Source organism: Mycobacterium sp. AZCC_0083, assembly GCF_014202335.1.
Lineage (GTDB): Bacteria > Actinomycetota > Actinomycetes > Mycobacteriales > Mycobacteriaceae > Mycobacterium.
On the sequence record NZ_JACHGP010000006.1, the window covers coordinates 186776 to 211256 of the forward strand.

Annotated in this window: 22 protein-coding genes; 14 read left to right on the forward strand and 8 right to left on the reverse strand. The window is 68.3% G+C overall.

Annotation, left to right across the window (positions count from 1 at the left end; all coding sequences use genetic code 11):
- The first annotated feature begins 46 nt into the window (after positions 1-46).
- From fadD4 to HNP02_RS16520, 3 genes are all read left to right on the forward strand, one after another.
- The gene (gene fadD4, locus HNP02_RS16510) at positions 47-1561 is read left to right on the forward strand and encodes a fatty-acid--CoA ligase FadD4 (RefSeq protein WP_184440298.1); all 1515 of its coding nucleotides are present in this window, start codon (positions 47-49) and stop codon (positions 1559-1561) included.
- Entirely contained in the window at positions 1558-2439 is an 882-nt protein-coding gene (locus HNP02_RS16515) for an enoyl-CoA hydratase/isomerase family protein (RefSeq protein ID WP_184440300.1), read from the forward strand. Before fadD4 ends, HNP02_RS16515 begins: the two co-directional genes overlap by 4 nt.
- Before the next feature lie 131 nt (positions 2440-2570).
- Positions 2571-2870 (forward strand): hypothetical protein, encoded by a 300-nt coding sequence (locus tag HNP02_RS16520; RefSeq protein WP_184440302.1) that lies wholly within the window; start codon positions 2571-2573, stop codon positions 2868-2870.
- On the opposite strand, the gene HNP02_RS16525 is transcribed toward HNP02_RS16520, so the two are convergent.
- Together HNP02_RS16525 and HNP02_RS16530 are read right to left on the reverse strand one after the other, a co-directional pair.
- Complete coding sequence (locus HNP02_RS16525) at positions 2867-3595, reverse strand: GntR family transcriptional regulator (protein ID WP_184440305.1); 729 nt, start codon at positions 3593-3595, stop codon at positions 2867-2869. The two genes, HNP02_RS16520 and HNP02_RS16525, sit on opposite strands and share 4 nt — an antisense overlap.
- A gap of 4 nt (positions 3596-3599) precedes the next feature.
- On the reverse strand, positions 3600-4751 hold the full coding sequence (locus HNP02_RS16530) for an acyl-CoA dehydrogenase family protein (RefSeq protein WP_184440307.1): 1152 nt from the start codon (positions 4749-4751) through the stop codon (positions 3600-3602).
- Between the two features lie 60 nt (positions 4752-4811).
- Between HNP02_RS16530 and HNP02_RS16535 the strand changes: the two genes are divergently transcribed.
- Genes HNP02_RS16535 through HNP02_RS16545 form a run of 3 tightly spaced genes read left to right on the forward strand, consistent with a single transcriptional unit; the run spans position 4812 to position 8348 of the window.
- Positions 4812-5807: a MaoC family dehydratase gene (locus HNP02_RS16535; protein ID WP_184440309.1), complete on the forward strand. Its 996-nt coding sequence runs from the start codon at positions 4812-4814 to the stop codon at positions 5805-5807.
- A gap of 49 nt (positions 5808-5856) precedes the next feature.
- Entirely contained in the window at positions 5857-7050 is a 1194-nt protein-coding gene (locus HNP02_RS16540) for a CoA transferase (protein ID WP_184440310.1), read from the forward strand.
- Entirely contained in the window at positions 7044-8348 is a 1305-nt protein-coding gene (locus HNP02_RS16545) for an amidohydrolase family protein (protein WP_184440312.1), read from the forward strand. Before HNP02_RS16540 ends, HNP02_RS16545 begins: the two co-directional genes overlap by 7 nt.
- A gap of 22 nt (positions 8349-8370) precedes the next feature.
- Here the strand turns inward: HNP02_RS16545 and HNP02_RS16550 are convergent, their stop codons facing one another.
- Complete coding sequence (locus HNP02_RS16550; protein WP_184440314.1) at positions 8371-11652, reverse strand: LuxR C-terminal-related transcriptional regulator; 3282 nt, start codon at positions 11650-11652, stop codon at positions 8371-8373.
- A gap of 209 nt (positions 11653-11861) precedes the next feature.
- Here HNP02_RS16550 and HNP02_RS16555 point away from each other — a divergent pair, with 209 nt between their 5' ends.
- Entirely contained in the window at positions 11862-12131 is a 270-nt protein-coding gene (locus HNP02_RS16555; protein ID WP_184440780.1) for an aldo/keto reductase, read from the forward strand.
- On the opposite strand, the gene HNP02_RS16560 is transcribed toward HNP02_RS16555, so the two are convergent.
- Positions 12103-13014: an alpha/beta hydrolase gene (locus HNP02_RS16560; RefSeq protein WP_184440316.1), complete on the reverse strand. Its 912-nt coding sequence runs from the start codon at positions 13012-13014 to the stop codon at positions 12103-12105. The two genes, HNP02_RS16555 and HNP02_RS16560, sit on opposite strands and share 29 nt — an antisense overlap.
- A 123-nt stretch (positions 13015-13137) precedes the next feature.
- Here HNP02_RS16560 and HNP02_RS16565 point away from each other — a divergent pair, with 123 nt between their 5' ends.
- A complete protein-coding gene (locus tag HNP02_RS16565) occupies positions 13138-13509 on the forward strand; it encodes a nuclear transport factor 2 family protein (RefSeq protein WP_184440318.1) in 372 nt (123 codons plus the stop codon).
- 29 nt (positions 13510-13538) lie between these two features.
- Here HNP02_RS16565 and HNP02_RS16570 read toward each other — a convergent pair whose 3' ends face one another.
- Together HNP02_RS16570 and HNP02_RS16575 are read right to left on the reverse strand one after the other, a co-directional pair.
- The gene (locus HNP02_RS16570) at positions 13539-14252 is read right to left on the reverse strand and encodes a GntR family transcriptional regulator (RefSeq protein ID WP_184440782.1); all 714 of its coding nucleotides are present in this window, start codon (positions 14250-14252) and stop codon (positions 13539-13541) included.
- Positions 14231-14785 (reverse strand): HD family phosphohydrolase, encoded by a 555-nt coding sequence (locus tag HNP02_RS16575; protein WP_309241581.1) that lies wholly within the window; start codon positions 14783-14785, stop codon positions 14231-14233. The genes HNP02_RS16570 and HNP02_RS16575 overlap by 22 nt, the downstream gene beginning before the upstream one ends.
- A gap of 110 nt (positions 14786-14895) precedes the next feature.
- Between HNP02_RS16575 and HNP02_RS16580 the strand changes: the two genes are divergently transcribed.
- Genes HNP02_RS16580 through HNP02_RS16605 form a run of 6 tightly spaced genes read left to right on the forward strand, consistent with a single transcriptional unit; the run spans position 14896 to position 20735 of the window.
- Positions 14896-16011, forward strand: coding sequence for a TIGR03364 family FAD-dependent oxidoreductase (locus tag HNP02_RS16580; protein ID WP_184440320.1), 1116 nt, complete (start codon positions 14896-14898; stop codon positions 16009-16011).
- 47 nt (positions 16012-16058) lie between these two features.
- The gene (locus HNP02_RS16585) at positions 16059-16709 is read left to right on the forward strand and encodes a phosphonatase-like hydrolase (RefSeq protein WP_221317705.1); all 651 of its coding nucleotides are present in this window, start codon (positions 16059-16061) and stop codon (positions 16707-16709) included.
- Positions 16710-16740: 31 nt separating this feature from the next.
- Positions 16741-17805 carry a 2-aminoethylphosphonate ABC transporter substrate-binding protein gene (locus HNP02_RS16590; RefSeq protein WP_184440324.1) on the forward strand — a complete coding sequence of 355 codons (1065 nt, stop codon included), beginning with the start codon at positions 16741-16743 and terminating at the stop codon, positions 17803-17805.
- 2 nt (positions 17806-17807) lie between these two features.
- Positions 17808-19037: an ABC transporter ATP-binding protein gene (locus tag HNP02_RS16595; protein ID WP_184440327.1), complete on the forward strand. Its 1230-nt coding sequence runs from the start codon at positions 17808-17810 to the stop codon at positions 19035-19037.
- Entirely contained in the window at positions 19034-19963 is a 930-nt protein-coding gene (locus tag HNP02_RS16600) for a 2-aminoethylphosphonate ABC transporter permease subunit (RefSeq protein WP_184440329.1), read from the forward strand. Before HNP02_RS16595 ends, HNP02_RS16600 begins: the two co-directional genes overlap by 4 nt.
- Positions 19938-20735 carry an ABC transporter permease gene (locus HNP02_RS16605; protein ID WP_184440331.1) on the forward strand — a complete coding sequence of 266 codons (798 nt, stop codon included), beginning with the start codon at positions 19938-19940 and terminating at the stop codon, positions 20733-20735. Before HNP02_RS16600 ends, HNP02_RS16605 begins: the two co-directional genes overlap by 26 nt.
- Positions 20736-20821: 86 nt before the next feature.
- On the opposite strand, the gene HNP02_RS16610 is transcribed toward HNP02_RS16605, so the two are convergent.
- Together HNP02_RS16610 and HNP02_RS16615 are read right to left on the reverse strand one after the other, a co-directional pair.
- Complete coding sequence (locus tag HNP02_RS16610) at positions 20822-22213, reverse strand: septum formation family protein (RefSeq protein WP_184440332.1); 1392 nt, start codon at positions 22211-22213, stop codon at positions 20822-20824.
- A 78-nt stretch (positions 22214-22291) separates the two neighbouring features.
- On the reverse strand, positions 22292-24463 hold the full coding sequence (locus HNP02_RS16615) for an acyl-CoA dehydrogenase (RefSeq protein ID WP_184440335.1): 2172 nt from the start codon (positions 24461-24463) through the stop codon (positions 22292-22294).
- Positions 24464-24481 lie beyond the last annotated feature (18 nt).

The following is a 24481-nucleotide window of genomic DNA, read 5'->3' on the forward strand; positions in this document are numbered from 1 at the left end:
GACCCACTTGACACCTGTCAACTTGGCTCGTCGTAAAGTGCTGCCCATGCAGATTCGCGAGCACGTGGGTACTGGGAAACCGGCCGTCATCCTGTACCCGACGGGCACCGTCGTCACCTTCGATGGCTTGGAGGCCAGGGCCAACCGCCTGGCCCATTACTTCCGCGCGCACGGCCTGCGGGAGGGCGACGTGGTGGCGATTCTGATGGAGAACAACGAGCACATCCACGCGGTCATGTGGGCGGCGCGGCGCAGCGGGCTCTACTACGTGCCGATCAACACGCACCTCACCCCCGCAGAGGCCGCGTACATCATCGACAACAGCAATGCGAAGGGGATCATCGCCTCTGCAGCGCTGAGCAAGACGTGCGAGGGCCTGTCAAGTGGGCTGCCGAGTGGGCTGCCCGAGGTGCTGCTGATCGCCGACGGCGATCTGGACGGCTGGACGCGCTATCCGGAATGCGTTGTGGACCAACCCGATACGCCCATCGACGACGAGTGGGAGGGCGATCTGCTGCAGTACTCGTCTGGTACCACCGGCCGGCCGAAGGGCATCAAGCGGCCGCTGCAGCACGTCGCGCCGTCCGAGACGCCGGGGATGATGTCGGCGCTTGTCGGGTTCTGGTCGCACCCCGACGCGGTCTACCTGAGTCCCGCTCCGCTCTATCACACCGCGCCGTCGGTGTGGTCGATGAGCATGCAGGCCGCTGGGATCACGACTGTCGTGCTGGAGAAGTTCGACGCCGAGGGTTGCCTGGACGCCATCGCACGCCACCGCGTCACGCACGGGCAGTTCGTCCCCGCGATGTTCACCCGGATGCTGAAACTGCCTGAAAACGTACGCAAGTCGCATGACGTATCCAGCCTGGAGCGCGTGATCCATGCAGCCGCCCCGTGCCCGGTCGAGATCAAGAAACAGATGATCGACTGGTGGGGGCCGATCGTCGACGAGTACTACGCGTCCTCAGAGGCCCACGGCTCGACCCTGATCCTCGCGGAGGATTGGCTCACGCATCCTGGCTCGGTCGGCAAGGCGAACATCGGCGGTGTGCACATCCTCGACGAGGAGGGCAACGAGCTGCCGCCGGGGCAGGCCGGCGAGATCTACTTCGAGGGCGGTGTTTCCTTCGAGTACCTCAACGACCCGGAGAAGACGGCGTCGTCGAGAGACTCAAGGGGCTGGATGACGGTGGGGGACATCGGCTATCTCGACGAGGACGGGTTCCTGTACCTCACCGACCGACGCCACCACATGATCATCTCCGGCGGGGTGAACATCTACCCGCAGGAGGCGGAGAACCTGCTCGTCACGCATCCGTTGGTGATGGACGCAGCGGTGTTCGGCGTCCCCGACGACGAGATGGGTCAGAGCGTGAAGGCGGCGGTGCAGACCGTCGACCCGAGCGATGCCACCCCCGAGTTCGAGGGTGAGCTCCTTACGTGGCTGCGGGATCGGCTGGCGCACTACAAGTGTCCACGGTCGATCTCGTTCGAGGCGCAGCTCCCGCGCACCGACACGGGCAAGCTCTACAAGCAGGAGCTCATCAAGAAGTACTCATGAGACACGTTGCCGTCCAAGGGGGCGTCCTTTCCACGGCCGAGTCCGCGGACCTGGCCAGCTTCACGCTGACCGAGGAGCCGAGCACCGACCCGCGCACGGTCACGGTGCCGTCGATCGAAGCGGCGCTCGACGGGTTGGCGGAGCGGATCGCGCGGTGGCCGATCGCCGCGACGGTCTGCGACGACGTACTGCGCGCCGTGGACGTCGCGGCACCCGCTTCCGTCGGGCTGATCATGGAGTCGCTGGCCTACTCGACGCTGCAGTCAGGGCCGGAGTTCGCCACGTGGCTGGCGGAGCGCGGACCGGCGACGGTGCCGGACATCCCCGATCCCGTTCAGGCGGAGCGGGACGGCGACGTGCTGCGGGTGCGGTTCAACCGGCCGCGCCGCCACAACGCGTTCTCCACCGACGCGCGGGCGGCACTGCTCGAGGCACTCGAGGTGGCTCGCCTTGATCCGTCCGTGACCGAGGTGGTGCTCACCGGCAACGGCGAGTCCTTCTGCAGCGGAGGCGATCTCGCGGAGTTCGGCAGCTTAACCGACCCGGCCACCGCACACGTTTCCCGCACGCGGCACAGCCCAGCATTGGTGCTCGACGAGATCACCGCCCGGCTTGGGAAGGCGTGCCGCGCGGAGGTGCACGGTCAGGTGCTTGGCAGCGGGCTGGAGATGGCGGCGTTTTGCGGGCACGTGACGTGTCGGCCGGGCGCCACGCTGGGGCTGCCCGAACTGGTGCTCGGCCTGATCCCCGGCGCGGGCGGGACCGTGAGTGTCACCCGGCGGATCGGGCGCTGGCGCACCGCGTATCTCGTCTTGTCGGGAAAGGCAATCAACCCCGCCACCGCGCTGGACTGGGGCCTGGTCGACGAGGTGGGTTAGGGGCGCGCGCCGCGTTTCGGGCGTTGAGATTGCGTGCAGGGTCGTGCTTTGTCGAAGTTCACGACCCTCACTGCAAAATGAACGCGCCGCGGTCCTTCGGGTGACGCTTGGCGAACTGCCATGATCGGGAGGTGCGCAGCCGACGGTTCTGGAAGACCGACACGCTGACCGTCGAGCTGGATTACGACGACGAAACAGTCACCTTCAGCGGGCTGGACACCGCCAGCTGGTCCGGCACGTCGGAGTACGAGTACTCGGTGTCGGTCAAGGTCGCCGATCTGCGGGCGGCGCTGGGCGTCGACGACGCGGCCGATCTCGGCGAGGTGCTCTGCGGCCGAGCGGAGGAGATCATCCAGGCCGGGGAGTCCCGCTGGCTGACCGCACTCGGTCTTGAGCCATCGGTGCGCACCTGGTCGTCGTATCCCGACTAATTGGAGCGGCGCAGCGTCACCCGGTAGGTGTACTGCTCGGGCAGAAAATGGCTGACCGCCAACTCCACCGGGGTGCCCGTGGCGTCCGCGTACAACCGGTCCACCCGCAGCATCGAATGGCCTCGCGTGCAGCCCACCGCGTCCGCCACCTCGCGATCCGCCGCCCCGACCGTAATCGACTGTGCCGCCTCGACGATCGGCGCACCGAGGTGTGGCTCGGTCAGGCCGATGACGGTGGTGGTGCTCATCGCGCCGTCGGCCATCTCGGGCGCATCGAGGACCCTCCGGGCCACCGACTCAGGCAGGTGTACCCGGGTGAGCACGAACGGGACCCCGTCGTGACAGCGCCGGAACACCACCGTGTACACGACGTCCTCGACCAGGCGCAGCCGGCTGGCGGCCTCGACGTCGACGCGGCGGCGCAAGCCCGACAGCACCTCCATGGTGGTGTCGTCGGACAGGCTCATCAGGTCTTCGATCGAGCCGAGCTGGCGCAGGTATCGGTGGCCGGACTCGCTGGCGTAGGTGCCGCGGCCGGGCACCCGGTACACCAACCCATCGGCGACCAGGTCCTGAAAGGCCCTCCGCACCGTCTGACGGGAAAGGCCGTGGCTGGCGACCAGCTCGGACTCCGTCGGCAGCCGGGCGCCGTCGCGATACCGTCCTGCCGCGATCTCGTCCTGAAGCTGTTGGCGCAGTGTCTGATACGCCGGGGCAGATCGCATGGTCTCAGACGCCGCCGCGGGCGACCAGCTGCGCGGCGATCACGTTGCGCTGGATCTCGTTGGTGCCTTCACCGACGATCATCAGCGGGGCGTCGCGGAAGTAGCGTTCCACGTCGTATTCGGTGGAGTAGCCGTAGCCGCCGTGAATGCGAACGGCGTTGAGCGCGATCTCCATCGCGACTTCGGAGGCGAACAGCTTGGCCATGCCTGCCTCCATGTCGGAACGCTCGCCGCTGTCGAAGCAGCGCGCGGCGTGCAGCACCAGTTGGCGCGCGGCAGTCAGTTTGGTGGCCATGTCGGCGAGGTAGTTGCCGATCGACTGGTGCTTCCAGATGGGCTTGCCGAAGCTCTCGCGGTCCTGCGCGTACTTCAACGAATCCTCGAGTGCCGCCGTCGCCACTCCCAGTGACCGCGCGGCGACGTTGATCCGCCCGGTCTCCAGCCCCGTCATCATCTGCGAGAAGCCCTTGCCCGCAGTGCCGCCGAGGATCGCGGACGCGGAAACGCGGTAGTCGTCGAACGACAATTCACAGGACTCGACGCCCTTGTAACCGAGCTTCGGCAGATCCCGCGACACGGTCAGTCCAGGGCCGTGCTCGACCAGCACCACCGAGATGCCCGCGTGTCTCGGCGTGGCGTTCGGATCGGTCTTGCACAGCAGAGCGATAACCCCCGAGCGTCGCGCGTTGGTGATCCACGTCTTGGCGCCGTTGATCACCAGGTCGTCGCCGTCGGTGCGCGCGGCGGTGGTCATCGCCTGAAGGTCCGACCCGCCGCCGGGCTCGGTCAGCGCCATCGTCGCGCGGATCTCGCCGGTGGCCATTGCGGGCAGATAGTGCTGCTTCTGTTCCTCGGTGCCGAACAGCGTCAGCAGCTTGGACACCACGGTGTGCCCGCCCATCGCGCCTGCCAGGGTCATCCAACCGCGGGCCAGTTCCTGGGTCACCAGCACGTAGCAGGGCATCGACACCGGCGACCCGCCGTACTCCTCGGGGATGGCAAGGCCGTAGATCCCGATGCACTTCATCTGCTCGATCCACGCCTCGGGGTAGTCGTTGGCATGCTCGACGTCGCGCACCGTGGGGCGCACGTCGCGGTCGACGAACGCCCGCACCGTCTGCACCAGCATGGCTTCTTCGTCGTTGAGAGTGTTCATCGATTCCAAATGTACGGCCATATTGACACGCAGATCAAGAGGCTGTCAGCATGTGAAGCTGTGACTTTGTCCGGCCATATCTCGGGTGGCCCGCACTTCGACGAACTACACGTCGGCCAGGTATTCGGCTGGGCGCCGTCGATGACGCTGAGCGCTGGTGCCGCCGCCGTGCACCAGGCGATCCTCGGTGACCGCATGCGGCTGCCGCTGGACCAGACCCTGACCCATGCGGTCACCGGAGCGTCTGCCGCGCTGGCCCACCCTGCATTCGTCTGCGACGTCGCGATCGGTCAGAGCACGCTGGCTACCCAGCGCGTGAAGGCCAACCTGTTCTACCGCGGCCTGCGGTTTCACCGGTTCCCGGTACTTGGCGACACCCTCTACACCCGCACGGAGATCGTTGGCCTGAAACAGAATTCGGCCAAGTCGGGGCGCACGCCAACGGGTCTGGCGGCTCTGCGGATGACGACCATCGACCAGGCCGACCGTCTGGTGCTCGACTTCCACCGCTGCGCAATGCTGCCGCTGCGCGAGGGTGCCGCTGAAACGGGCCATGCCGACGACCTGTCGGCCATCGGCGCCGATGCGCCAGCTCCGCCGGATCCGACCGAAGCCTGGGATGCCGACGCCTTCCGCACCAGGGTGGCTGGCCCACATTTCAATCCGTCCATCGTCGGTGCGGTGCTGCATGGCACCGCCGACGTGGTCAGCAGCGCACCGGAACTCGCCCGCCTCACGCTCAACATCGCAGCGACACACCATGATTCACGCGTCGGTGGGCAGCGTCTGGTGTACGGCGGGCACACCATAGGACTGGCGCTGGCCCAGGTGACGCGGGCGCTGCCGAACCTCGTCACGGTGCTCGGTTGGGCGTCCTGCGACCACACCGGACCGGTGCACGAGGGCGACACCCTCTACAGCGAGATCCACGTGGAGGAGGCGGCGGTCCTGCCCGGTGGCCGCGGGGCGGTGTTGTCGTTGCGGTCGCTGGTTTACGCGGTCGATGAGACCGACCGCCAGGTGCTGGACTGGAGATTCACCGCACTGAACTTCTAGCGACCCGGTTCGACGTCGCCGCAGGGGTCGCTTCCGTCACAATGGTGCCGTGGATGCGGTGGCGCGGGACTGGGGCGCCAGCGGCCTGGCCCACCTGACCGGCCTGCCCGACGGTCCCGCCGACTTCTCCCGTGCCACGGTGCTGGCAAGAACCCGCGAGGTCACCGCCGACCTCGGCCGCCGGATCGGGGTCGAGTTGGACGCCGCCACACTGCTGACCGGGCGCGCCGCTCAACTCGGGTTGTCCCGCGGCGGCCGAGTCTCCGCGGGCGGGGCCACCCGACTGTTGTCCACCCGCGACGGTTGGGCAGCCATCACGTTGTCGCGGCCCGATGACGTCGACGACGTGCCCGCCATGCTGGAAACCGAGATCGCCCCCGAGGACACCTGGCCCGCCGTCGAACGCTGGGCTGCAGCCCGATCGGCCGACGAGGTGGTCGCCCGTGCCCGCCTGCTCGACTTGCCCGCGGCGGTCCTCGGCGAGACGTCTGCCGGGCTGCCGGTCGTGCGGCGAATCGGTGCGACGACGTCGCCCCGCCCAACTGCGGACCTTCTGGTGGCCGACATGTCCTCGATGTGGGCGGGCCCGCTGTGCGCGCAGATCCTGGCGTGGGCGGGTGCCACGGTCGTGAAGGTCGAGAGCAGGAGGCGGCCCGACGGAACCCGGCTCGGCCCGAAGGCATTCTTCGACTGGATGAACGGCGGAAAGCTGTCCTACGCAGCAGATTTAGATGATCCGTCGAGCCTGCGCGCATTGCTCGCAGCGGCCGACGTGGTGATCACCTCGTCGCGTCCCGCCGCGCTGGCCCGGCGCGGCCTCGGTCCCGGCGACGTGCCCGCGCGCGACGGCCGGGTGTGGCTGCGGATCACCGGCCACGGTGCCGACGGCGACCTCGGGAACCTGGTGGCCTTCGGCGACGATGCCGCGGTGTCGGGCGGCCTGGTCGGCCGCAGCGCCGAAGGTCCGGTGTTCTGCGCCGATGCCGTCGCCGACCCCATTACGGGCTTGCATGCCGCGCTGGCGGTTGCCGAGAGCCTCGGCCGCGGCGGCGGCGAACTCGTCGACGTCGCGATGGCCGCCGTCGCCGCGAGCTACGCCGCACTGCCCGAGCTGCCGGGCGAAAGCGACTGTGCCGCACTGCCACCCGCTGCGCCGACAGTGGCATTACCTGCCGCCGAACTCGGCTTGGACAACGCTCGGGTACACCGCCTGGTCAGCGAAAGGAGCTTCGCCGCATGCTGATTCAGGGCGCACGGCTGCTCGACGGCACGGTCGTCGACATCAGGGCCGAACAGTCCATCGTCGACGTGGCCGAGAACCTCACCCCGTCCGCAGGGGAGTCGGTTTTCGATGCCGCCCACCGCACCGTCATTCCCGGCCTGCACGATCACCACGTCCACCTACACTCCGCGGCAGCCGCGTTGACGTCGGTCACCGTCGGGCCACGGGAGGTGCACGGTCGAATCGACCTCGCCCGCGTGTTGGCCGGGGCCGTGATCGGCGAGGACGGCTGGATCAGGGCCGTCGGATACCACGAAGCCGTCGCCGGGCCGTTGAACCGCGCCACGCTCGACGAGGTCGCACCTGACGTACCGGTTCGGGTGCAGCATCGCAGCGGGGTCCTGTGGACGCTGAACTCGGCCGGGCTGGCCTGTGTCGGGCTGCCGGACCATCCCGACGGACGGCTGCGCAGCGCCGACCAGAACTGGTCGAACTCCTTGCAGCGCCGCGAAACCGGGCTGGCCGAGGTCAGCCGACGGCTGGCGTCCTACGGCGTCACCGGCGTCACCGACGCCACCCCCGGCCTCGGCATCGCGGACCTGATGAAGTTCGCCGAGGCCCAGCGCCACGGCGAACTCGTCCAACACGTGACGGGCCTTGCGCCCGGCAAGCGGATCCTGCACGACGACGGCCTCGACCTCGACGAGCTGACCCGCTGGATCGGTACCACGCACGCCGCGGGCGGCACGGTCGCGCTGCACTGCGTCACTGCCGCCCAACTCGTCGTCACCATCGCCGCACTGGACGCGGCGGGGGTCCGGCCGGGCGACCGCATCGAGCACGCCGCCGTCGTCCCCGACGACTGCCTGCCCGAACTGGCCAGGCTCGGCGTGACCGTCGCCACGCAACCGAACTTCATCGCCGAACGCGGCGACCAGTACCTCGCCGACGTCGCCGACGACGAGCACCACCACCTGTGGCGCGTTGCGTCGCTGTTGGCGGCGGGAATCAAGGTCGCGCTGTCCACCGACATGCCGTTCGGTGACGCCGACCCGTGGGCAGCGATGCGGGCCGCTGTGCATCGCACCACCCCGTCGGGCGCGGTCCTCGGGCCGGCCGAACGCATCGACGCACGCACCGCATTGGACATGTTCCTCGGCGACCCCGGTGTTCCGGCCAGACCGCGGACCGTCGCACCCGGCCAAGCGGCGAACCTGTGCGTGATCGCCGCATCGCCAGAGGAACTGCTCCGCGAACTGGACGCCGACCTGGTCGCCGCGACGATCATCGAGGGAAGCGTGGTGTTCGAACGGGCGTGACGTTCTGATCCGTCGGTGTCGGTCATGCGTGGCGGGCGGACTCCTGGATGAGCTTGATGCGCGAGGTCATGGCCAGTTTGGCGTACACGTGCGTGAGGTGGGTCTGCACGGTGCGAGGTGAGACGAACATCCGTTCGGCGATGTCCTTGTTGCCCAAACCTTCTGCGGCGAGTCGGACGACGTCGAGCTCCGTAGGTGTCAGTGATCCCCAGCCGCTGGTCGGTCGCTTGCGTTCTCCGCGGCCTCGTTGCGCATAGGCGATCGCCTCGTCTGTTGAAAGCGCGGCCCCTTCGGCCCACCCGGCATCGAAGTCCTTTTGTCCGAGCTGCTCTCGGAGTTCGGTAACAGCTGTGTCGCACTCCCGACCCAGGATGAAGCGAACCTCACCAGTGCGCTCTCGGATGCCCGCCGCGGCGCCGAGGAGACGTGCGGCGGCACGATGATCATCGTCTGTCGCGCGCAGCAGCCCAAGGCATTCGAGGGCCACTGAAACGCGGAATCGGGCTCCGGTGTCTGAGGCAATGGCCAGCGCGGCGTGTGCGTCGCGCTCGGATTGATCCGGCTCACCCTGAGACAGGGCGACGAAGGAGCGCACGATCAACGCGGCCATTCGGTGCGCGCCAGGCGCGAACCCGACTACCTCGTCTGCCCAGCGTCGTGCGGCGATTAGGTCGCCGCATCCCGCCAAGGCCTCAGCCATCGGGACCAACGCCTTCGTGTACGCGAGACGCTGGGGCGCAGCCGTGTTGATAGCCGTCTCGCAGGCGTGTTTCGCCGCGGCGGCGTCGCCCGCCACGAGTGCGATGATTGCGAGTGTCATGTAGACGCTGTCTTCGTGATAGCCACCCATGGCAACGGATTTCGCCAGCGCGGATTCCGCCGTCGACCTAGCCAGTTCGGGCTCGTCCATCGCGGCTTCCCACTGTGCACGTCCTATGAGAGCGATGAGCGTCAGCAGGTGTTCGCGTGCGGCGTCCGCCTCTTCGACGACCTGGTTCGCCAAACTCCGTCCGGCCGCCAGGTTGCCCTGGATGCCGACCGCGGCGCCCAGCCAGATCCGGCAGTGTCGTGACCTGAACCCATCTCCAAGCTTGTCGGCGATGCCACGACCTTCTTCGGCGGCGGCCTGCGACGCTGATGGCAGACCGGCGGCATTGCACGCGAACGCCTGGTAGCTGCGGACGTCGCACAGTATCGATTCGTCACCCGAGGCGCGGGCAACGTCGACGGCCTCGTCGATATAGGACAGCGCTACGTCCGGGGTGAAGTACGCGACGGCCCCGCAGGCGCCCAGACATAGTGAGATCAGGGCTTTGTCACCGAGCCCGCGGGCGACGTCCAGCGCCTCCTGAGCCCGCTCCAGACTGGCAGGCGCCGTGATCCACGCGGCCAGGGTGCTCATGTACGCGACGGCAGATGTCCAGACGATGGGTGAGACATCTGCATCTCGGTACCGTCCGTCGTCGAAGACCAACTGCGACCCGGCGATTCCTTCGCGCATGCGGCCGCGAATCGTCCAGAATCGCTGCAGCGACGAGACCAAGAGCAGTGCCATCTCGAAGTCTGCCTTGTCGAGGCTCCATGTGTGCGCCGCTCTGATGTTGTCGATCTCTCCTTCGGCCCACTCCACCAGCCGGGCATTGCTCGCGAGCTCGGCCGCGGTTGCCGTGTAGTGGTCGCGATGGCGGCTACGCACCTCGTCGGCTTCGCCGGACTCACTGAGCTTTTCGAGCGCGTACTGGCGGACCGTCTCGAGCAGGCGATACCGCATGGCGCCGATGTCGTCGTCGGCGATGACGAGGGATTTGTCGACGAGCAGGCTGAGCTGGTCGAGGATCTGGAACTCTTCCCCTTCAGTCATGGCCGCGACGGCCTGGGCGGCATCGAGATCGAAGCCGCCCATGAAGACACCGAGCCTGCGGAACAGGGTGCGCTCGGGTTCGGTCAGCAACGCATGCGACCAGTCCACAGACGCGCGCAGTGTCTGCTGGCGGCGAAGTGCGTTCCTCGCGCCACCCGTGAGCAAACGGAACCTGTCGTTGAGGCTGTCGGAGATCTGCCGTAGCGACAACGCCCGCACCCGCGCGGCCGCCAACTCGATCGCGAGTGGCATGCCGTCGAGCCGTCGGCAGATGTCGGCGACGCGGTCGGCGTCGTCGCCGGCGGCACGGAAGGTGGGCCGCGCCCGTTTGGCCCGGTCGGTGAACAGCGCGATCGCCTCTTCGTCCAACGACAGCGACGGGATGCGCCAGGTCACCTCGCCGCTCACCGAAATCGGCTCCCGGCTGGTGGTCAGCACCGTCAACTGCGGACACGCGTTGAGGAGTGTCATGATCGCGTCGCCGCTGGCATCCAGCAGGTGCTCGCAGTTGTCCAGCAGCAGAAGGACTTTCCGATCACCGATGAAACGCTGCACCGTCTCGATCGGTGAACGGCCCGGCTGGTCGGGCAGCCCCAGAGTGCGGGCCACGGCAACCGGCACCACGACGGGATCCCCGACCGGCGCAAAGTCGATCCACCAGATGCCGTCGGGGAACTCGTCGGCCAGTCGGCTCGCGACCTCGACGGAGAGTCGGGTCTTGCCCGCTCCACCGGCGCCGGTCAGTGTCACGAGCCGGTTGTCGAGCAGCAGGCGACGTACTTCGTCGATCTGCGCAGCCCGTCCGACGAAGCTGGTCAGTTGCGCCGGGAGGTTGTGTGTTCGAGGCGCCTTCGCCGTGCGCAGCGGAGGGAATTCATTGCGGAGGTCCGGGTGACAGAGCTGCACGACCCGCTCGGGACGTGGCAGATCACGAACGGCGTGCGTGCCCAGTTCGGTTAGCCAGGCATCCGCGGGAAGCCGGTCGCAGACCAGATCGCCCGTGGTTCCCGACAGCACGGTCTGCCCGCCGTGTCCGAGGTCACGAATGCGTGCGGTGCGGTTGATGGTGGGCCCGATGTAGTTGGCTTCGTCGCGCAGCTGGACCTCTCCGGTGTGCAGGCCGATGCGTAGCCGGATCGGTGCGAGCGCGGCCCGCTGCAGTTCGAGCGCGCACGCCACCGCATCGCTACCACGCCCGAATGCGATGACGAAGCTGTCGCCCTCACCCTGTTCGATGGGCCGCACACCGCCGTGGGCGCCCACCACCTCGGCCAGGGTGCGGTCGAGAGTGGCGAAGGCGGCCGTCATCTCCTCGGCCTGGGTCTCCCATAGCCGTGTTGAGCCTTCGACGTCGGCCAGCAGCAACGTCACCGTTCCGGTCGGTACCAGTTCGCTCACGCCCAGGTCGCTCCAGTTCAACGGCACCGCGTCAATCTCGCTCATGCTAGCTACCCTGCAGCCACCACCACGTGCAAAACATCGGCGCAGACGCGTAGATGCCGCCCGGGACCCCGCGTATTTGGTGTGTCGTCGCTTGGTCCGGCCAACCCGAAGCAGCTGAGTACTGCGAAATAAACTCAGCACCGAGCGACTTGCCCCTGCGGCCGAGGAACTCCTCGGACTGTCCGGCCTGGTAACCGGCGGCCGTGTCGATGAGGGTGCCGCAGGTTGCGGTGGGGTGGCTGCTCGAGCGCGCCCGCCGCTCATCGACAGGGGTGGTGCCCATCATCGGCCCGCGCACGGTCGAGCAGTTGGACGACTACCTCGGCGCACTCGACGTCCGGCTCGACGCGGACACCTACGACGAGCTGGACCGGGCCAGCGCGATCCCGCTCGGCCAGCCGCACGAGCAGAACGCCGAGAGGTCCACCGTCGTGGTGGGCGGCGCTGGGTTCAGGCGTCCGACGGTTCCGTCTGCTTGAGCATCTGGCGCAGGAACTCGATCTGACTGTTGGCGAACGCCTGCGACACCGGCGCCTTCGGGGCGACGCCGTCGAAGCCGTGGAATGCGCCGTCGACGATCTCGAGCTGGCACGGCACGCCTGCCGCCCGCAGGCGCTCGGCGTACGCGACATCCTCGTCGTGGAACAGGTCGAGGGTGCCGACGCCGAGCCACGCAGGCGGTAGCCCGCCGAGGTCGTCGCGCCGAGATGGCACGGCGACGTTCGGGTCGGCGTCGCCGAGGTAGCTCGACCAGCCGTACCGGTTGGACGACTGCGACCACAACTTGTGACCGCTGCGGTCGATTCCCTCCGCGGTCGACGACCTGTCGTCGAGCATCGGGTAGACCAAAACCTGTGCGGCGACGTCGATCTCACCGCGGTCCCTGGCCAGCAGCGCCAGCGCCGCCGTGAGGCCTCCGCCTGCGCTGGCGCCTGCGATGACCACCGCCGCCGGGTTGACCGCGGGCAGCCCGGCCAGCCAGGTCAGCGCCGAATAGCAGTCCTCGAGCGGAATCGGATACGGATACTCCGGTGCCAGCCGGTAGTCGACGGCGGCGACCGTGATGCCGAGCTCGCGTGCGAACCGGCGGCAGATGCCGTCGTCTTGCGCCGGGGTGCCGATCAGGTAACCGCCACCGTGAATCCACACCATGCCCGGCGCGGATTCCGTCGCGCCAGGCGGCCGGTGCAGACGGACGCCGACGCCAGAGGCGAGGGTCAGTACCTCGACGCCGGCTGCGCTGCGCCCGCGGCGCGACAACAGCCGGTCGGCGCCTCGAAGCAAGGGCAGCGTGTACGGAGTGATGAGAGTGCGGGGGATGAACCGGGCTGCGCGCGCCAGGTCCGGGTGAAAGTCAGCCACGCTAACGACCTTACGTTCTCGGGCCGCCGGCTTGTTGGCGACCGGGGTTGACCCTCCGGCAGGTGGAGGCAACAGGGTGGGTGGTGGGTCCAATCAGCCCGATGCCACGAAAGGGAGAAAATCATGACCGCAATCACGACCGACGTGATGCCCACACCTGTCCGCCAGTACTTCACGGCGATGAACGCCTTCGACGGCTCGGGCATGGTCTCGGCTTTCGCCGACGACGCCGTGGTGAACGACATCCAGCGGGAGTTCTTGGGACATCAGTCGATCCAACGCTGGACCGATCGGGAAATCGTCGGCGACAAGGCCGTCACCACCAAGTTCACCGAGACACGCGAACATCACGGCGACTACTTCGTCAGCGCTGAAATCGATGGCGAGTACGACAAGACGGGACTGCCCGACCCGCTGGTGCTCACGTTCTACTTCTCGTTGGACGACGACAAGATCAGCCGCCTGATCATCCTGGCCAACAAGCCCGGCTACTGAAGGGCGTGACGATCGCGCCGCCGTCGTCGTCAGGCGCGGTCGTTGAGGATGGCCTCGAACGCGACGCGGTCACCGCGGTACAGCGAGCGCACCACTTCGATCGGCCGGTCTTCGGTGTCGAGTGAGCGCCGGTGCAGGCGCAGCATCGGCATCGCCGTGGTCGACTCGATCAGCGCTGCATCCCGCGGGCTCGCGAGCGCCGTCTCGATGCGTTCGACCGCTGAGCCGAACACGACCCCCGTCGCACGGATCGCGGCGTACAGCGACGTCGTCGGGTCGAAGGTCTCGGTGAAGTGCCCGAAGCGATGCTTGGGCAGATAGGTGCTCTCCAACCCGATGATTTGACCGTCGGCGAGCAGCAAGCGCTCAAGGTGCATGACGGCTTCGCCCGCGGGGACGTCCAGTGCCGCGGTCAGGTCGGCAGCGGCGTCGACGTCCTCCCAGGTGACCAGGATGCGGCCGGGCTTGCGGCCCATCCGCACCGCGCCCTCGGTGTACGACGTGAGCGAAAGCGGTTGAACCAGTTTCGGTTTCGCCACCGCCGTGCCCCGGCCCCTACGCTCGATGCGGCCCTCGACCAGTAGCTCCAGCAGCGCCTGCCGCACGGTCTCGCGTGCGACGCCGAAGCGCACTGCGAGCTCGCGCTCGGGCGGGAAGGCGTCACCCTCGACGAGATCGTCGAGGATCGCGTCGAGGGCGGTGCGGATGGCGTAGGGCTTGCTCACGGCGACTGCCTGCCCGATTGTCGTTGCCCCATGACCCGTTTCGCGATCGTCAGCACGTCATCGATTGTCACACCCCCGGCCTCGGGGTCCTTCGCGGCGTCGTCGTAGCGGCGCAGGCGCAGCGCGTCGGGCCACCACGGATGTGAGACGAGCGCGGCGTCGACGCCTGCGCCGCCCTGGGCCTCAAGCGACAGCACTGACGTCTCCGTGAGCGAGGATCCGTAGCCGGGTTCGGTAGCGACCAGGTGCCGCTTGGCGGCGACGTGTGATCCGGCAAGGAAGCCGACGCGCTCGCCGAACCTCGGTGCCAGCCAGTCCCGCGCTGTCGTGTCGTGGTGGGTGGCCGCGGCCGCGTCGAACAGCGGGCTGTGCGCCAGATCGTGCATCGCAGCGGCCAGAACCAACTCGTCGTCGGCGCCGTCGTCGATGGCGCGGGCCGCCGACTGAAGTGCGTGATTCAGTTCGTCGACGGCCTCTTCGTCCCACACGCCGCGCAGGGACTTCAGCAGCGTCGCGACCTCTTCGAGCACGGTTTCAGCGAGCAGATCCACGGCTTGCAGCTTACACTCGATTGGTCTATACCAATTGTTAACTTCCTGTTCGGACGTAGAACATCGGCTGGTAGGCGGCCCGACTTCCTGACTATGAAAGGTCTCTTCGCATGCGATTGACGATCATCGGTGGTGGCGTCCTCGGGACTGCCCATGCACTCGAGGCGGTGCAACGCGGCCACCAGGTGACCCAACTCGAACGTGAAGTCGAGGCCCGCGGCGCCACCGTGCGGAACTTCGGACTGGTGTGGGTGTCGGGTCGGGCCCCCTTCGAACTCGACGTCGCCCTTCGCTCCCGCGAACTGTGGGAGGACATCGGCTCACGCGTCCCAGGGGTCGGGTTCCGGCCCGCAGGCTCGATGACCCTGCTGCGCACCCCCCGCGAGGTCGCGGTGGCGCAGGACGTCGCCGCGCGATCCGACGCCGCCCGCCGCGGGTTCGAACTCCTCGAACCAGACCGGGTCCGGGCGCTCAACCCTGCACTACGCGGGAAGTTTCTTGCCGGACTGCACTGTTCGGCCGACGCCGCGGTCGAGTCGCGCCAGGCGATGCCCGCGATTCGCGAGTACATGGCAGCCACCGGGCGCTACGAATTCGTGCCGGGCACCGAGGCGCGGTCCGTCGAGGGACGCGTGGTGCGCGACGACCAGGGCAGGAGCTACGAGGCCGATCTCGTTCTGGTCTGCCCCGGTGCCGCCCACGGCGGACTGACTCGTGAGATCGCAGGTGTGCTGCCGGTTCGCCGCGTGCGCCTGCAGATGATGCAGACCGAACCGCTCGGCGAACCGCTGACCACGGCGATCGCCGACGGCGACAGCTTGCGGTACTACCCGGGTTACGCGGGTGCCACGCTGGATGAGTTGCAGGCCAATGAGCCTCAGGATCAGGTGGCAGGCGACCATCGCATGCAACTGCTGTGCGTGCAGCGCCTGCACGGCGGACTTACCATCGGCGACACCCACGAGTACGAAGAGCCGTTCGCGTTCGACGTCCAGGAGGCGCCGTACGCGTACCTGGCCGCGCTTGCAGAAGAGTTCCTTGGCCGCCCACTGCCACCGATACGACAGCGCTGGGCCGGGGTGTACAGCCAGTGCGTCGAACCGAACCAACTGGTGTCCCGCACCGACGCCGGCGACGGTGTCTGGGTGATCACCGGCCCCGGCGGGCGCGGGATGACCATGTCCCCGGCATTCGCCGAACAGACCGCCGAACTGATCAATCTGTGAGAGGAAAACTAGTGACCAACAACGACATTCAATTGGCCGTCGTCGACATGGCGGGTACCACCGTCGCCGACGACGGTCTGGTGGTCCGCTCGTTCGAGGCAGCGGCAACGGCCGGAGGCCTGCCCGAGACCGGAGCCGAGCGTGAGAGCGCGCGCCAGTACGTCCTCGACACCATGGGCCAGTCGAAGATCGTCGTCTTCCGTGCCCTGTTCGGCAGTGAGGAGCTCGCGCAGCGCGCCAACGTGGCATTCGAGAGCGCCTACGAAGGCCTGATCGAGACCGGGCACGCCGAACCCATCCCTGGCGCGGCCGACGCGATCACCCGGCTGCGCGACGCCGGGGTCAAGGTCGCGCTCACCACCGGGTTCAGCGGCACGACACAGGAGAAGCTGCTGGCAGCGCTCGGCTGGCAGTCGCTGGCCGATCTGGTGCTGGCGCCCGGTGACGGGGTGCGCGGCCGCCCGTATCCGGACCTCATCCTGACCGCGCTGATCCGGCTGCAGGCCGATGGCGTCTCGCGCGTCGCCGCGCTCGGTGACACCAGCAATGACATCGACAGTGCGCTGAGGGCCGGATGTGCCATCGCCGCAGGAACTCTCACCGGTGCGCACGACGAGCGCCAACTCCGCGAAGCCGGCGCCACCCACGTCGTGCCAAGCGTCGTCCAGTTCGCCGATCTGATCCTCAACGAGTCCTAACCACCTCCCGCGCCAACCGAAGGGCTGACACATGAAACTCCGCAAGACGTCGATTCTCCAGAAGACGGTGGCGGCGGCTGCCGTCGCAGCGCTCGCCGTCACGTTGACCGCCTGCGGCGGCACCGGCTCTTCGGGCTCGGGTGGCGGTGAAACCGTCACCGTCTACAGCGCCGACGGTCTCGCCACCTGGTACAAGGGCCAGTTCGACAAGTTCACCAAGGACACCGGCATCAACGTCAACGTCGTCGAGGCCGGCTCCGGTGAGGTCGTCTCGCGAGTCGAGAAGGAACAGTCGAACCCGCAGGCCGACCTGCTGGTCACCCTGCCGCCGTTCATTCAGAAGGCCGACGCGACCGGGCTGCTTCAGGCCAGCGGCGTCGACACCAAGGCCATTCCCGCCGAGCAGGTCGGCCCCGGCGGCAACTACCTGCCGATCGTCAACAACGCACTGAGCTTCATCTCCAACCCCAGCGCCAACCCGCAGCCCGTCAGCTGGGACGACCTGCTGAAGCCCGAATACAAGGGCAAGCTGCAGTATTCGACGCCAGGGCAGGCAGGTGACGGCACCGCGGTGCTCGTCCTGCTGCAGCACCTGCTCGGCAAGCAGGGTGCGCTGGACTACCTCGGCAAGCTGCAGGCCAACAACGTCGGACCGTCGTCGTCCACCGGCAAGCTGCAGCCCAAGGTGAGCAACGGTGAGCTGCTGGTGGCGAACGGCGACGTGCAGATGAACCTTGGCTCGATCAAGGACGACGGCTCGAAGTTCGACATCTTCATCCCCGTTTCCGCGGACGGTAAGAAGACCACCGTCTCGCTGCCCTACGTCGGTGGCGTCACCAAGGGCGCACCGCACGCCGACGGCGCCAAGAAGCTGCTGGCGTTCCTGGTGTCCCAGGACGTGCAGAAGACCGTCGCTCCGGACGCGCTCGGCATCCCGGTGCTCGACTCACTCGTCGCGGCGTCGGAAGAAGCGGCAGGCCCGAATACGCCTGCAGGCGTGTTGAAGGGCGTCGACGTGTGGGTGCCGGACTGGAAGGCCGTGCTGGCCGACCTCGACGCCGACGTCGCCGCATACCAGAAGGTCACCGGTAGCTGAGCATGGCCAGATTCGGGGTCGGTCCGGCCGGCAGGAGCGCAGCGACCGGGGGTTTAGTGAAGGGCCGTGCGACGGCTGTGACGGGGAACGCTGTGACGGGGAAAACCGACGAAACGATTGCCGAGCCCGACGCTCCGGCCATCACGTTCGATCGGGTCGGCGTGGCCTACGGCAGGGGCAAGAAGGCGACCGATGCGCTTGTCGACTTCAACCTGCGCGTGGCACCCGGCGAGACGGTGGCCCTGCTCGGTCCGAGCGGATCGGGCAAGTCCACCGCGCTCAACGCGCTCGCCGGTTTCGTGCGCCCGACGACGGGCGCCGTCCTCCTCGGCGGGCGTGACGTCACCGACCTGCCCCCGGCCAAACGGGGTATCGGGGTGGTGCTGCAGTCCTACGCACTGTTCCCGCATATGCGGGTCGCCGACAACGTCGCCTTCGGGCTGAAGTCGCAGCGGGTTCCTCGCGGGAACATCGCATCTCGCGTCGCCGAGGCCTTGGACATGGTCGGCATGTCGGCGTACGCGAAGCGGTTGCCCCGCGAGCTCTCCGGCGGTCAGCAGCAGCGCATCGCGATCGCCCGCGCGCTGGCCATCCAGCCGAAGGTGCTTCTGCTCGACGAGCCGCTCGCCGCGCTCGACGCGCAGTTGCGGCACTCCATGCTCGCGGAGTTGCAACGGCTCAAGGAGGCCCTGCCGGACACCGCGATGCTGTACGTCACGCACGACCAGAGCGAGGCGTTGGCCCTGGCCGATCGGATCGTGGTGATGAACAACGCCCGGCTGATGGACGTCGATACCGCGGAGAATCTGTGGAAGCGACCGCCGACCAGTTTCACCGCCGCGTTCCTCGGTGGCGCCAACCTGATCCCGTGCACGGTCGGCCGCGTCATCGGCACGTCGGCACTTGTCAGCTTCGCGCGCAAGACGGTCAGTGCCGAGGCGCCACAACCCGCGGTCGGCAAGATCGACTGGGCGCCGGAATCCAAGGCGCTGTTGTGCATTCGGCCGCACGCCCTGCAGATCGTCTCGCTCGGTCACCGCGACGCCGTCCGCGGCACCGTCAATGCCGCTGTGTGGCGTGGGTCCACCACCCGCCTTGTGGTGTCGGTCAGCGGGCTGCCGGATCAACTGATCGACATCGACGTGCCCGGCAACGCGCAGTTCGAGATCGGCAGCGAGGTCGGTGTGCGGTTCCCGGATCCGTCGGGCGTCCTTGTCCAGGTTCCGGCGTGACGACGCTGCTGGACCAGCCGGCACTCGATGCACCGGAGCGGCCCGCGCCGCCGAGGTCGTTCGCCGCGTGGTGGGCGGTGCCGCCGTTGGTGATCGTGCTCATCGCCGCGGTGTACCCGCTCATCAGGGTATGCCTGGAGTCGCTGAAGACCGGTGACACGGGCAGCGGTTGGTCGAACTGGGCCGGGGTGCTCTCGTCGGAGGCCTTCCTGGACGCACTGTGGCGCACGGTGGCCATCGCGGCGACCTCGACCGTCGGGTGTCTGATCCTGGGTACCTTCCTGGCCATCGTGCTGGCGTTCGTGCCGTTTCCCGGCTCGCAGCTCGTCGGCCGGCTCATCGACACCGTCCTCGCGCTGCCGTCGTTCCTCGTCACGCTGGCGTTCACGTTTCTGTACGGCACGGCGGGCGCGGTGAACGCCGCGATCGCCGGCCTCACCGGAGCCTCGCCGGTGCTGAACTTCCTCTATACCCCGGCAGGTGTGATCGCGGCGGAGGTCACCTTCTTCACGCCGTTCGTGATCCGGCCGCTGCTTGCGTCGTTCTCGATGCTGCCGAGGGCGCAGCTCGACGTGGCGGCGAGCCTCGGGGCGTCGCCGCTGCGGGTGCTGCGGACGGTGATGATGCCCGAGGCGTGGCCCGCGCTGATGGCCGGTGGCAGTCTGGTTCTGTTGTTGTCGCTCAACGAGTTCGGCATCGTCCTGTTCACCGGCGCCAAGGGCGTCATCACGCTGCCGGTGCTCATCTACACCCGCGGGATCGTGACGTTCGACCTGCCGGGTGCGGCCGTGATCGCCACGGTGCAGATCGCGCTGTCGCTGGCCCTGTACACCCTCTACCGGGTGATCTTCGGCCGGGTCATGCAAGGCCGTGGGAACCACGAAAAGGAGGCAGCAGGAGATGTTGTTGTGGACTCGGCGAAGTAGGGCAATCTTGATCGGCGTCTTCGCCGTCGTGGTGCTCGTCGTCTTCGTTGCCCCGCTGGCGACGGTGGTGCTGGCCGGCCTTGCCGGTTCGTGGACCGGTGCGCTCCCGTCGAACCTTGGCTTCGGCCACTTCGGCGACGCGCTGTCCGGGGAGAACCTGGCCAGCCTCTCGGTCAGCCTGCAGACCGCGTTCGTCGCCGGTGCGATCGCGCTGGTGCTGGGAACCTGGGCGGCGCTGGCCGCACGCGAGGCGCCGGGGTGGCTCAGCCGCGTCGTCGACGCGGTGTTCCACCTGCCGATCGCCGTGCCATCGGTGGCGATCGGCCTCGGCCTGCTCATCGCGTTCAACTCGCGGCCGCTGCTGCTTGGCGGCACCCGCTGGATCGTGATCCTCGCGCATACCGTTCTGGTGCTTGCGTTTTCGTTCAGCGCGGTATCGGCGGCCCTCGACCGCCTCGATCCGGCGTACCGTCAGGCGGCGGAATCCCTTGGTGCGGGCTCGGTTCGGGTGCTGACGCGGATCACGCTGCCGCTGCTGTTGCCGTCCCTCGGTGCGGCCGCGGGGCTGGCGGTCGCGCTATCGATGGGCGAGCTCGGAGCGACCGTGATGGTCTACCCAGCGACGTGGAAGACGTTGCCCGTCACGATCTTCGCGCTGACCGACCGTGGCCAGGCCTTCCAGGCCGCCGCCTGCACGGCGATCCTGCTGCTGGTCACGCTGCTGGCGCTGGTGCTGCTGGGTCGCATCCGCGGCCGCGCGGCATTGCGCTGAGACCTATCAACCACACGCCGAACGTACGGGTGTCGAACACATCGCCCGGTCAGACCCTGCGAACAACCGTACGTTCGGCGAGTTAGTTAGGCCGGCGGCCCGGGTGCGGGTCCGAGCGGTGCTGGCGCGGGTTCCGGTGGCGGCGGCACCAGCCACGGCAGCGTGATCGGAGCCATGCCGGGGATTTCGATCACTCCCGGCTGCGGGCCGGTGGTCTCGGTGGACGTCGGCGGGGGAGCCCCCGGCGGTGGTGCGCCGGGCGGTGGTGGGGGCCCCGGCGGTGGTGCCGCTGCGGTGACGGTCGTCGGCAAGGCCTCCGGCGGGGTTGTGTAAACCGGAGGCGGGGCAGCATTGGTCGACGGTGTGGCGGTCGACGGCGCGGCCGTCGACGGCGCACTGCTGGGTGGCGTGTTGGTCACGGGCGTCGGGGTGCGCGATTCCGCGGGCGCTTCCCGCGGTGGTTCGGCAGGTGGGCTCGGCGGTGGCGGCGGTGGCGGCGCCGGCGCCGGTCCGTCGACGAGGGGTTGGACCCTCGTACTTCCGACCTTGGAGGCCCAGCCGCCGTCGGCAGGCGTGCCGATGGAGCACGACACCTGTCGGCTCCCTGCCGCCCAGCTCACCGGTGACACGGTGTCGTAGTGGACCTCCATGTCGACGCCTTGCAGCGTCATGGGAGCGAGGTAGGTGTCGGCCGTCCGCGTGCACACGTCTGCCAGGAAGGCCAACTGGTCGGGCTCGGCGGGAAATCCATCGGTGAACCGCTCGGCGAGGTTCGCCGCCCCGGCCACCTCCAAGGAATGCGGCGACGAACAGTCCGCAGGCACGTCCGTCGACCGATGGGTGGCCTCGTCGATGCCGATGCACGTGCCAGGAGGCCACACCCTCGATTGATCGAGTTCGGCGATCTTGCCCTTGAACGGGACCGCCCGGCCTCCTGGACCGAGGAGTTGCAATCCGCAGAGCAGGTTTCGCTCACTCGCCGGTGTTCCGATGGCGTCGCCGGGCCAGATGACGCTGATCGTGAACCTGCTGGACGGGTCGTACCGGTTGCCGAGGTACTCGCGTGCCGCCAGCTGGCACGGCTCGCCGAAGTTGTTCATCGGAACCGGCTTGATGACTTCGAACATGTGGTCGCCCGCGCACTGGACGAATGACGGTTTGTCCGGCTCGTCGGGTGGCCAGCCGAGGCAGGTCCCGCTGTTGGCGTTGCCGAAGACCACGTCGGCGCGGCTCTCGCCGTTGGATGCGGTCCGTTCACGCGGGGGCGTCGAGGTGGCGAGTTGGATCACGCCGCCGAGGATCAGGCCGATCAACGCCAACGTCAGGAGCCCGCGCCGGTTCGCCCTTGCGGTCCGTTGCTGTTCCTCGACGGGTGTCTGCGTGGTGCCCAGCGCGGCCAGCACCGACGCGAGGTCGACGGTCTCTGCGCCGTTGCTCGACGATGGCGACTCGCTCGCCGGGCCGAGTTTGCTAGCCACGATGATCCAGCTTGGCACAGTCCGGGACGTCGTGCCCAGCCACGAGGCCCCTTCGTTACTCGACCCGTGGCCGCCCCGTTACTTGAGCAGCGGGTCCCGTGGCAGGCCGAGGATGCGCTCGGCGATGGTGTTGCGGGTGATCTCCGACGTTCCGCCAGCGATCGTCATCGCGCGGTTACCCAGGTATGCGGTCGTCAGCTGCGGGGTCAGTCCGACGACGGCGGCCGTCCCGGCCAGGTCGAAGCCCAGTTCGGTGAGGTGTTGTGACTGCTCCGCGAGCAGCAGCTTGGTCACGTTGCCCTCGGGGCCCGGTTCGGCGCCAGAAATCGCCCTGGTGACCCGCCGCAGGTTGAGCAGCCGCAGTGTGTGACCCTCGGCGATGACCTCGCCCGCACGCCGGACGTGGCTGGTGGCCGTGCCGGCCGGTGCGCTGTCGAGCAGCTTGATCAGGTCGTCCACGGTGAATCCCGTCGGCGCCGACGATCCACCGCCGATGGAGATCCGCTCGTTGCCCAACGTCGCGCGGGCGACCAGCCAGCCGCGGTTCACGTCGCCGACGACGTCGGCGTCCGGGACGAACACGTCGTCGAAGAACACCTCGTTGAAGTGCGAGTGACCCGTCATGCCGCGAAGGGGGTTCACCGTCACCCCCGGCGCGCTCATGTCGATCGCCACCATCGTGACGCCGGCGTGCTTGGGCGCATCGGGATCGGTGCGCACCGTCGCCAGCCCCCACTGACACTGCTGCGCCAGGCTGGTCCACACCTTCTGCCCGGTGATCCGCCAGCCGCCGTCGACCTTCTTCGCGGCCGTGCGCACCGCCGCGGCGTCCGAGCCCGCCCCCGGCTCGGAGAACAACTGGCACCACATCACCTCACCGCGCAGCACCGGTTCGACCCAGCGTTCACGCTGGTCGTCGTTGCCCGCCTGGGCGATGGTCAGCGTGACCCAGCCGGTGATGCCCATGTCGGCCCGCTCGACGTTTTGGAACTCCTCCTCGATCACCAGCTGCTCAAGCACGCCCGCGCCCCGGCCAAAGGGCTTCGGCCAGTGCGGCACCAGATACCCGGAGTCGACCAGGAAGTCGCGCTGCCTCTCGGTGGGCAGGGACCGCCACGTGGCTGCGGCGTCGCGGGCGGCGGCGCGATACTCCTCGGCCTCGGCGGGCAGCGTGAACGACGCGCCGTGCGCCTGACCGCTGCGCTGGCCGTCGACGACATCGAGGAGGGGATCGGCTCCGTCAGCCGTCACGGCCGCCAGCGTGCGGGCCCGACGCAGGTACATGTGCGCGTCATGCTCCCATGTGTAGCCGATGCCGCCGTGCAACTGAATGTTGTACTGCGCGTTGAATATCTGGGTTCTGATGGCGTGCGACGCCGCGACGGCGCCTGCGAACCACGCGCTGTCGAGGTCGTCGGCACGGGCGGCGTCCCAGGTGGCCGCCGTGGTCTGCTCGGCGTTGACGAGCATGTTCGCGGCGTGGTGCTTGACGGCCTGGAAGGTGCCGATGGTGCGGCCGAACTGTTCCCGTACCTTGGCGTACTCCACGGCCATGTCCAATGTGGCCCAACTGATTCCGACGGCCTCGGCGGAAGCCAGGATGCGGAACACGGTGCGGGCGCGCCGCCCCGCGCCGCGCAGCACGCGTTCCTCGGCGACGGTGACGTCGCGCAGCGCGACCGAGCCGATGCTGCGGGTGGTGTCCAGCGACGACAGTGCGGTCACCGTCACGCCGTCGGCATCCGCGTCCACCAGCACGACGTCGTCGCCGGCCATCAGAGCCAGGACACGCGCATCAGGGGCGCCGAGCACCGCGGGGCTCTCGCCGGCGACCACCAGGTCCGAGCCGACGGTGACGCCGCCCGACAAGCCGAGCGCACCGACCACGGTGCCGTCGGCCAGACCCGGAAGGAGCTGCGCCCGTACCGAATCGGGAGCACAGCGGTCGATCACCACCGCGGCCGCCACGGTTGGCAGGAAGGGGCCGGGGCACAGTTCGCGGCCCTGCGCCTCCAGCACCACCGCCAACTCCGAGAGGCCGAAACCCGAGCCGCCGTACTCCTCCGCGATGGCAAGGCCCTGCCAGCCGACGTCGGCGGCAGCCGACCAGAGGCCCGCGGGATGACTCGAGCCCTCCCCGTCGAGCGTGGCCCTTGCCGCGGTGCGGCTGTGCAACCTGGCGAGCTGGCCGTTCGCGGCATCGGCGAGATTGCGGTGGTCGTCGGTAATCGCAAGCGCAGAGGTGGCCATTCCTCGACTTAACCACCG

Excerpts from the sequence above, each read along its gene's own strand:
- fadD4 (WP_184440298.1), top strand. The coding sequence starts at position 47 with ATGCAGATTCGCGAGCACGTGGGTACTGGGAAACCGGCCGTCATCCTG.
- HNP02_RS16515 (WP_184440300.1), top strand. The coding sequence starts at position 1,558 with ATGAGACACGTTGCCGTCCAAGGGGGCGTCCTTTCCACGGCCGAGTCC.
- HNP02_RS16525 (WP_184440305.1), bottom strand. The coding sequence starts at position 3,595 with ATGCGATCTGCCCCGGCGTATCAGACACTGCGCCAACAGCTTCAGGAC.
- HNP02_RS16530 (WP_184440307.1), bottom strand. The coding sequence starts at position 4,751 with ATGAACACTCTCAACGACGAAGAAGCCATGCTGGTGCAGACGGTGCGG.
- HNP02_RS16545 (WP_184440312.1), top strand. The coding sequence starts at position 7,044 with ATGCTGATTCAGGGCGCACGGCTGCTCGACGGCACGGTCGTCGACATC.
- HNP02_RS16550 (WP_184440314.1), bottom strand. The coding sequence starts at position 11,652 with ATGAGCGAGATTGACGCGGTGCCGTTGAACTGGAGCGACCTGGGCGTG.
- HNP02_RS16555 (WP_184440780.1), top strand. The coding sequence starts at position 11,862 with ATGAGGGTGCCGCAGGTTGCGGTGGGGTGGCTGCTCGAGCGCGCCCGC.
- HNP02_RS16565 (WP_184440318.1), top strand. The coding sequence starts at position 13,138 with ATGACCGCAATCACGACCGACGTGATGCCCACACCTGTCCGCCAGTAC.
- HNP02_RS16580 (WP_184440320.1), top strand. The coding sequence starts at position 14,896 with ATGCGATTGACGATCATCGGTGGTGGCGTCCTCGGGACTGCCCATGCA.
- HNP02_RS16585 (WP_221317705.1), top strand. The coding sequence starts at position 16,059 with ATGGCGGGTACCACCGTCGCCGACGACGGTCTGGTGGTCCGCTCGTTC.
- HNP02_RS16590 (WP_184440324.1), top strand. The coding sequence starts at position 16,741 with ATGAAACTCCGCAAGACGTCGATTCTCCAGAAGACGGTGGCGGCGGCT.
- HNP02_RS16595 (WP_184440327.1), top strand. The coding sequence starts at position 17,808 with ATGGCCAGATTCGGGGTCGGTCCGGCCGGCAGGAGCGCAGCGACCGGG.
- HNP02_RS16605 (WP_184440331.1), top strand. The coding sequence starts at position 19,938 with ATGTTGTTGTGGACTCGGCGAAGTAGGGCAATCTTGATCGGCGTCTTC.
- HNP02_RS16615 (WP_184440335.1), bottom strand. The coding sequence starts at position 24,463 with ATGGCCACCTCTGCGCTTGCGATTACCGACGACCACCGCAATCTCGCC.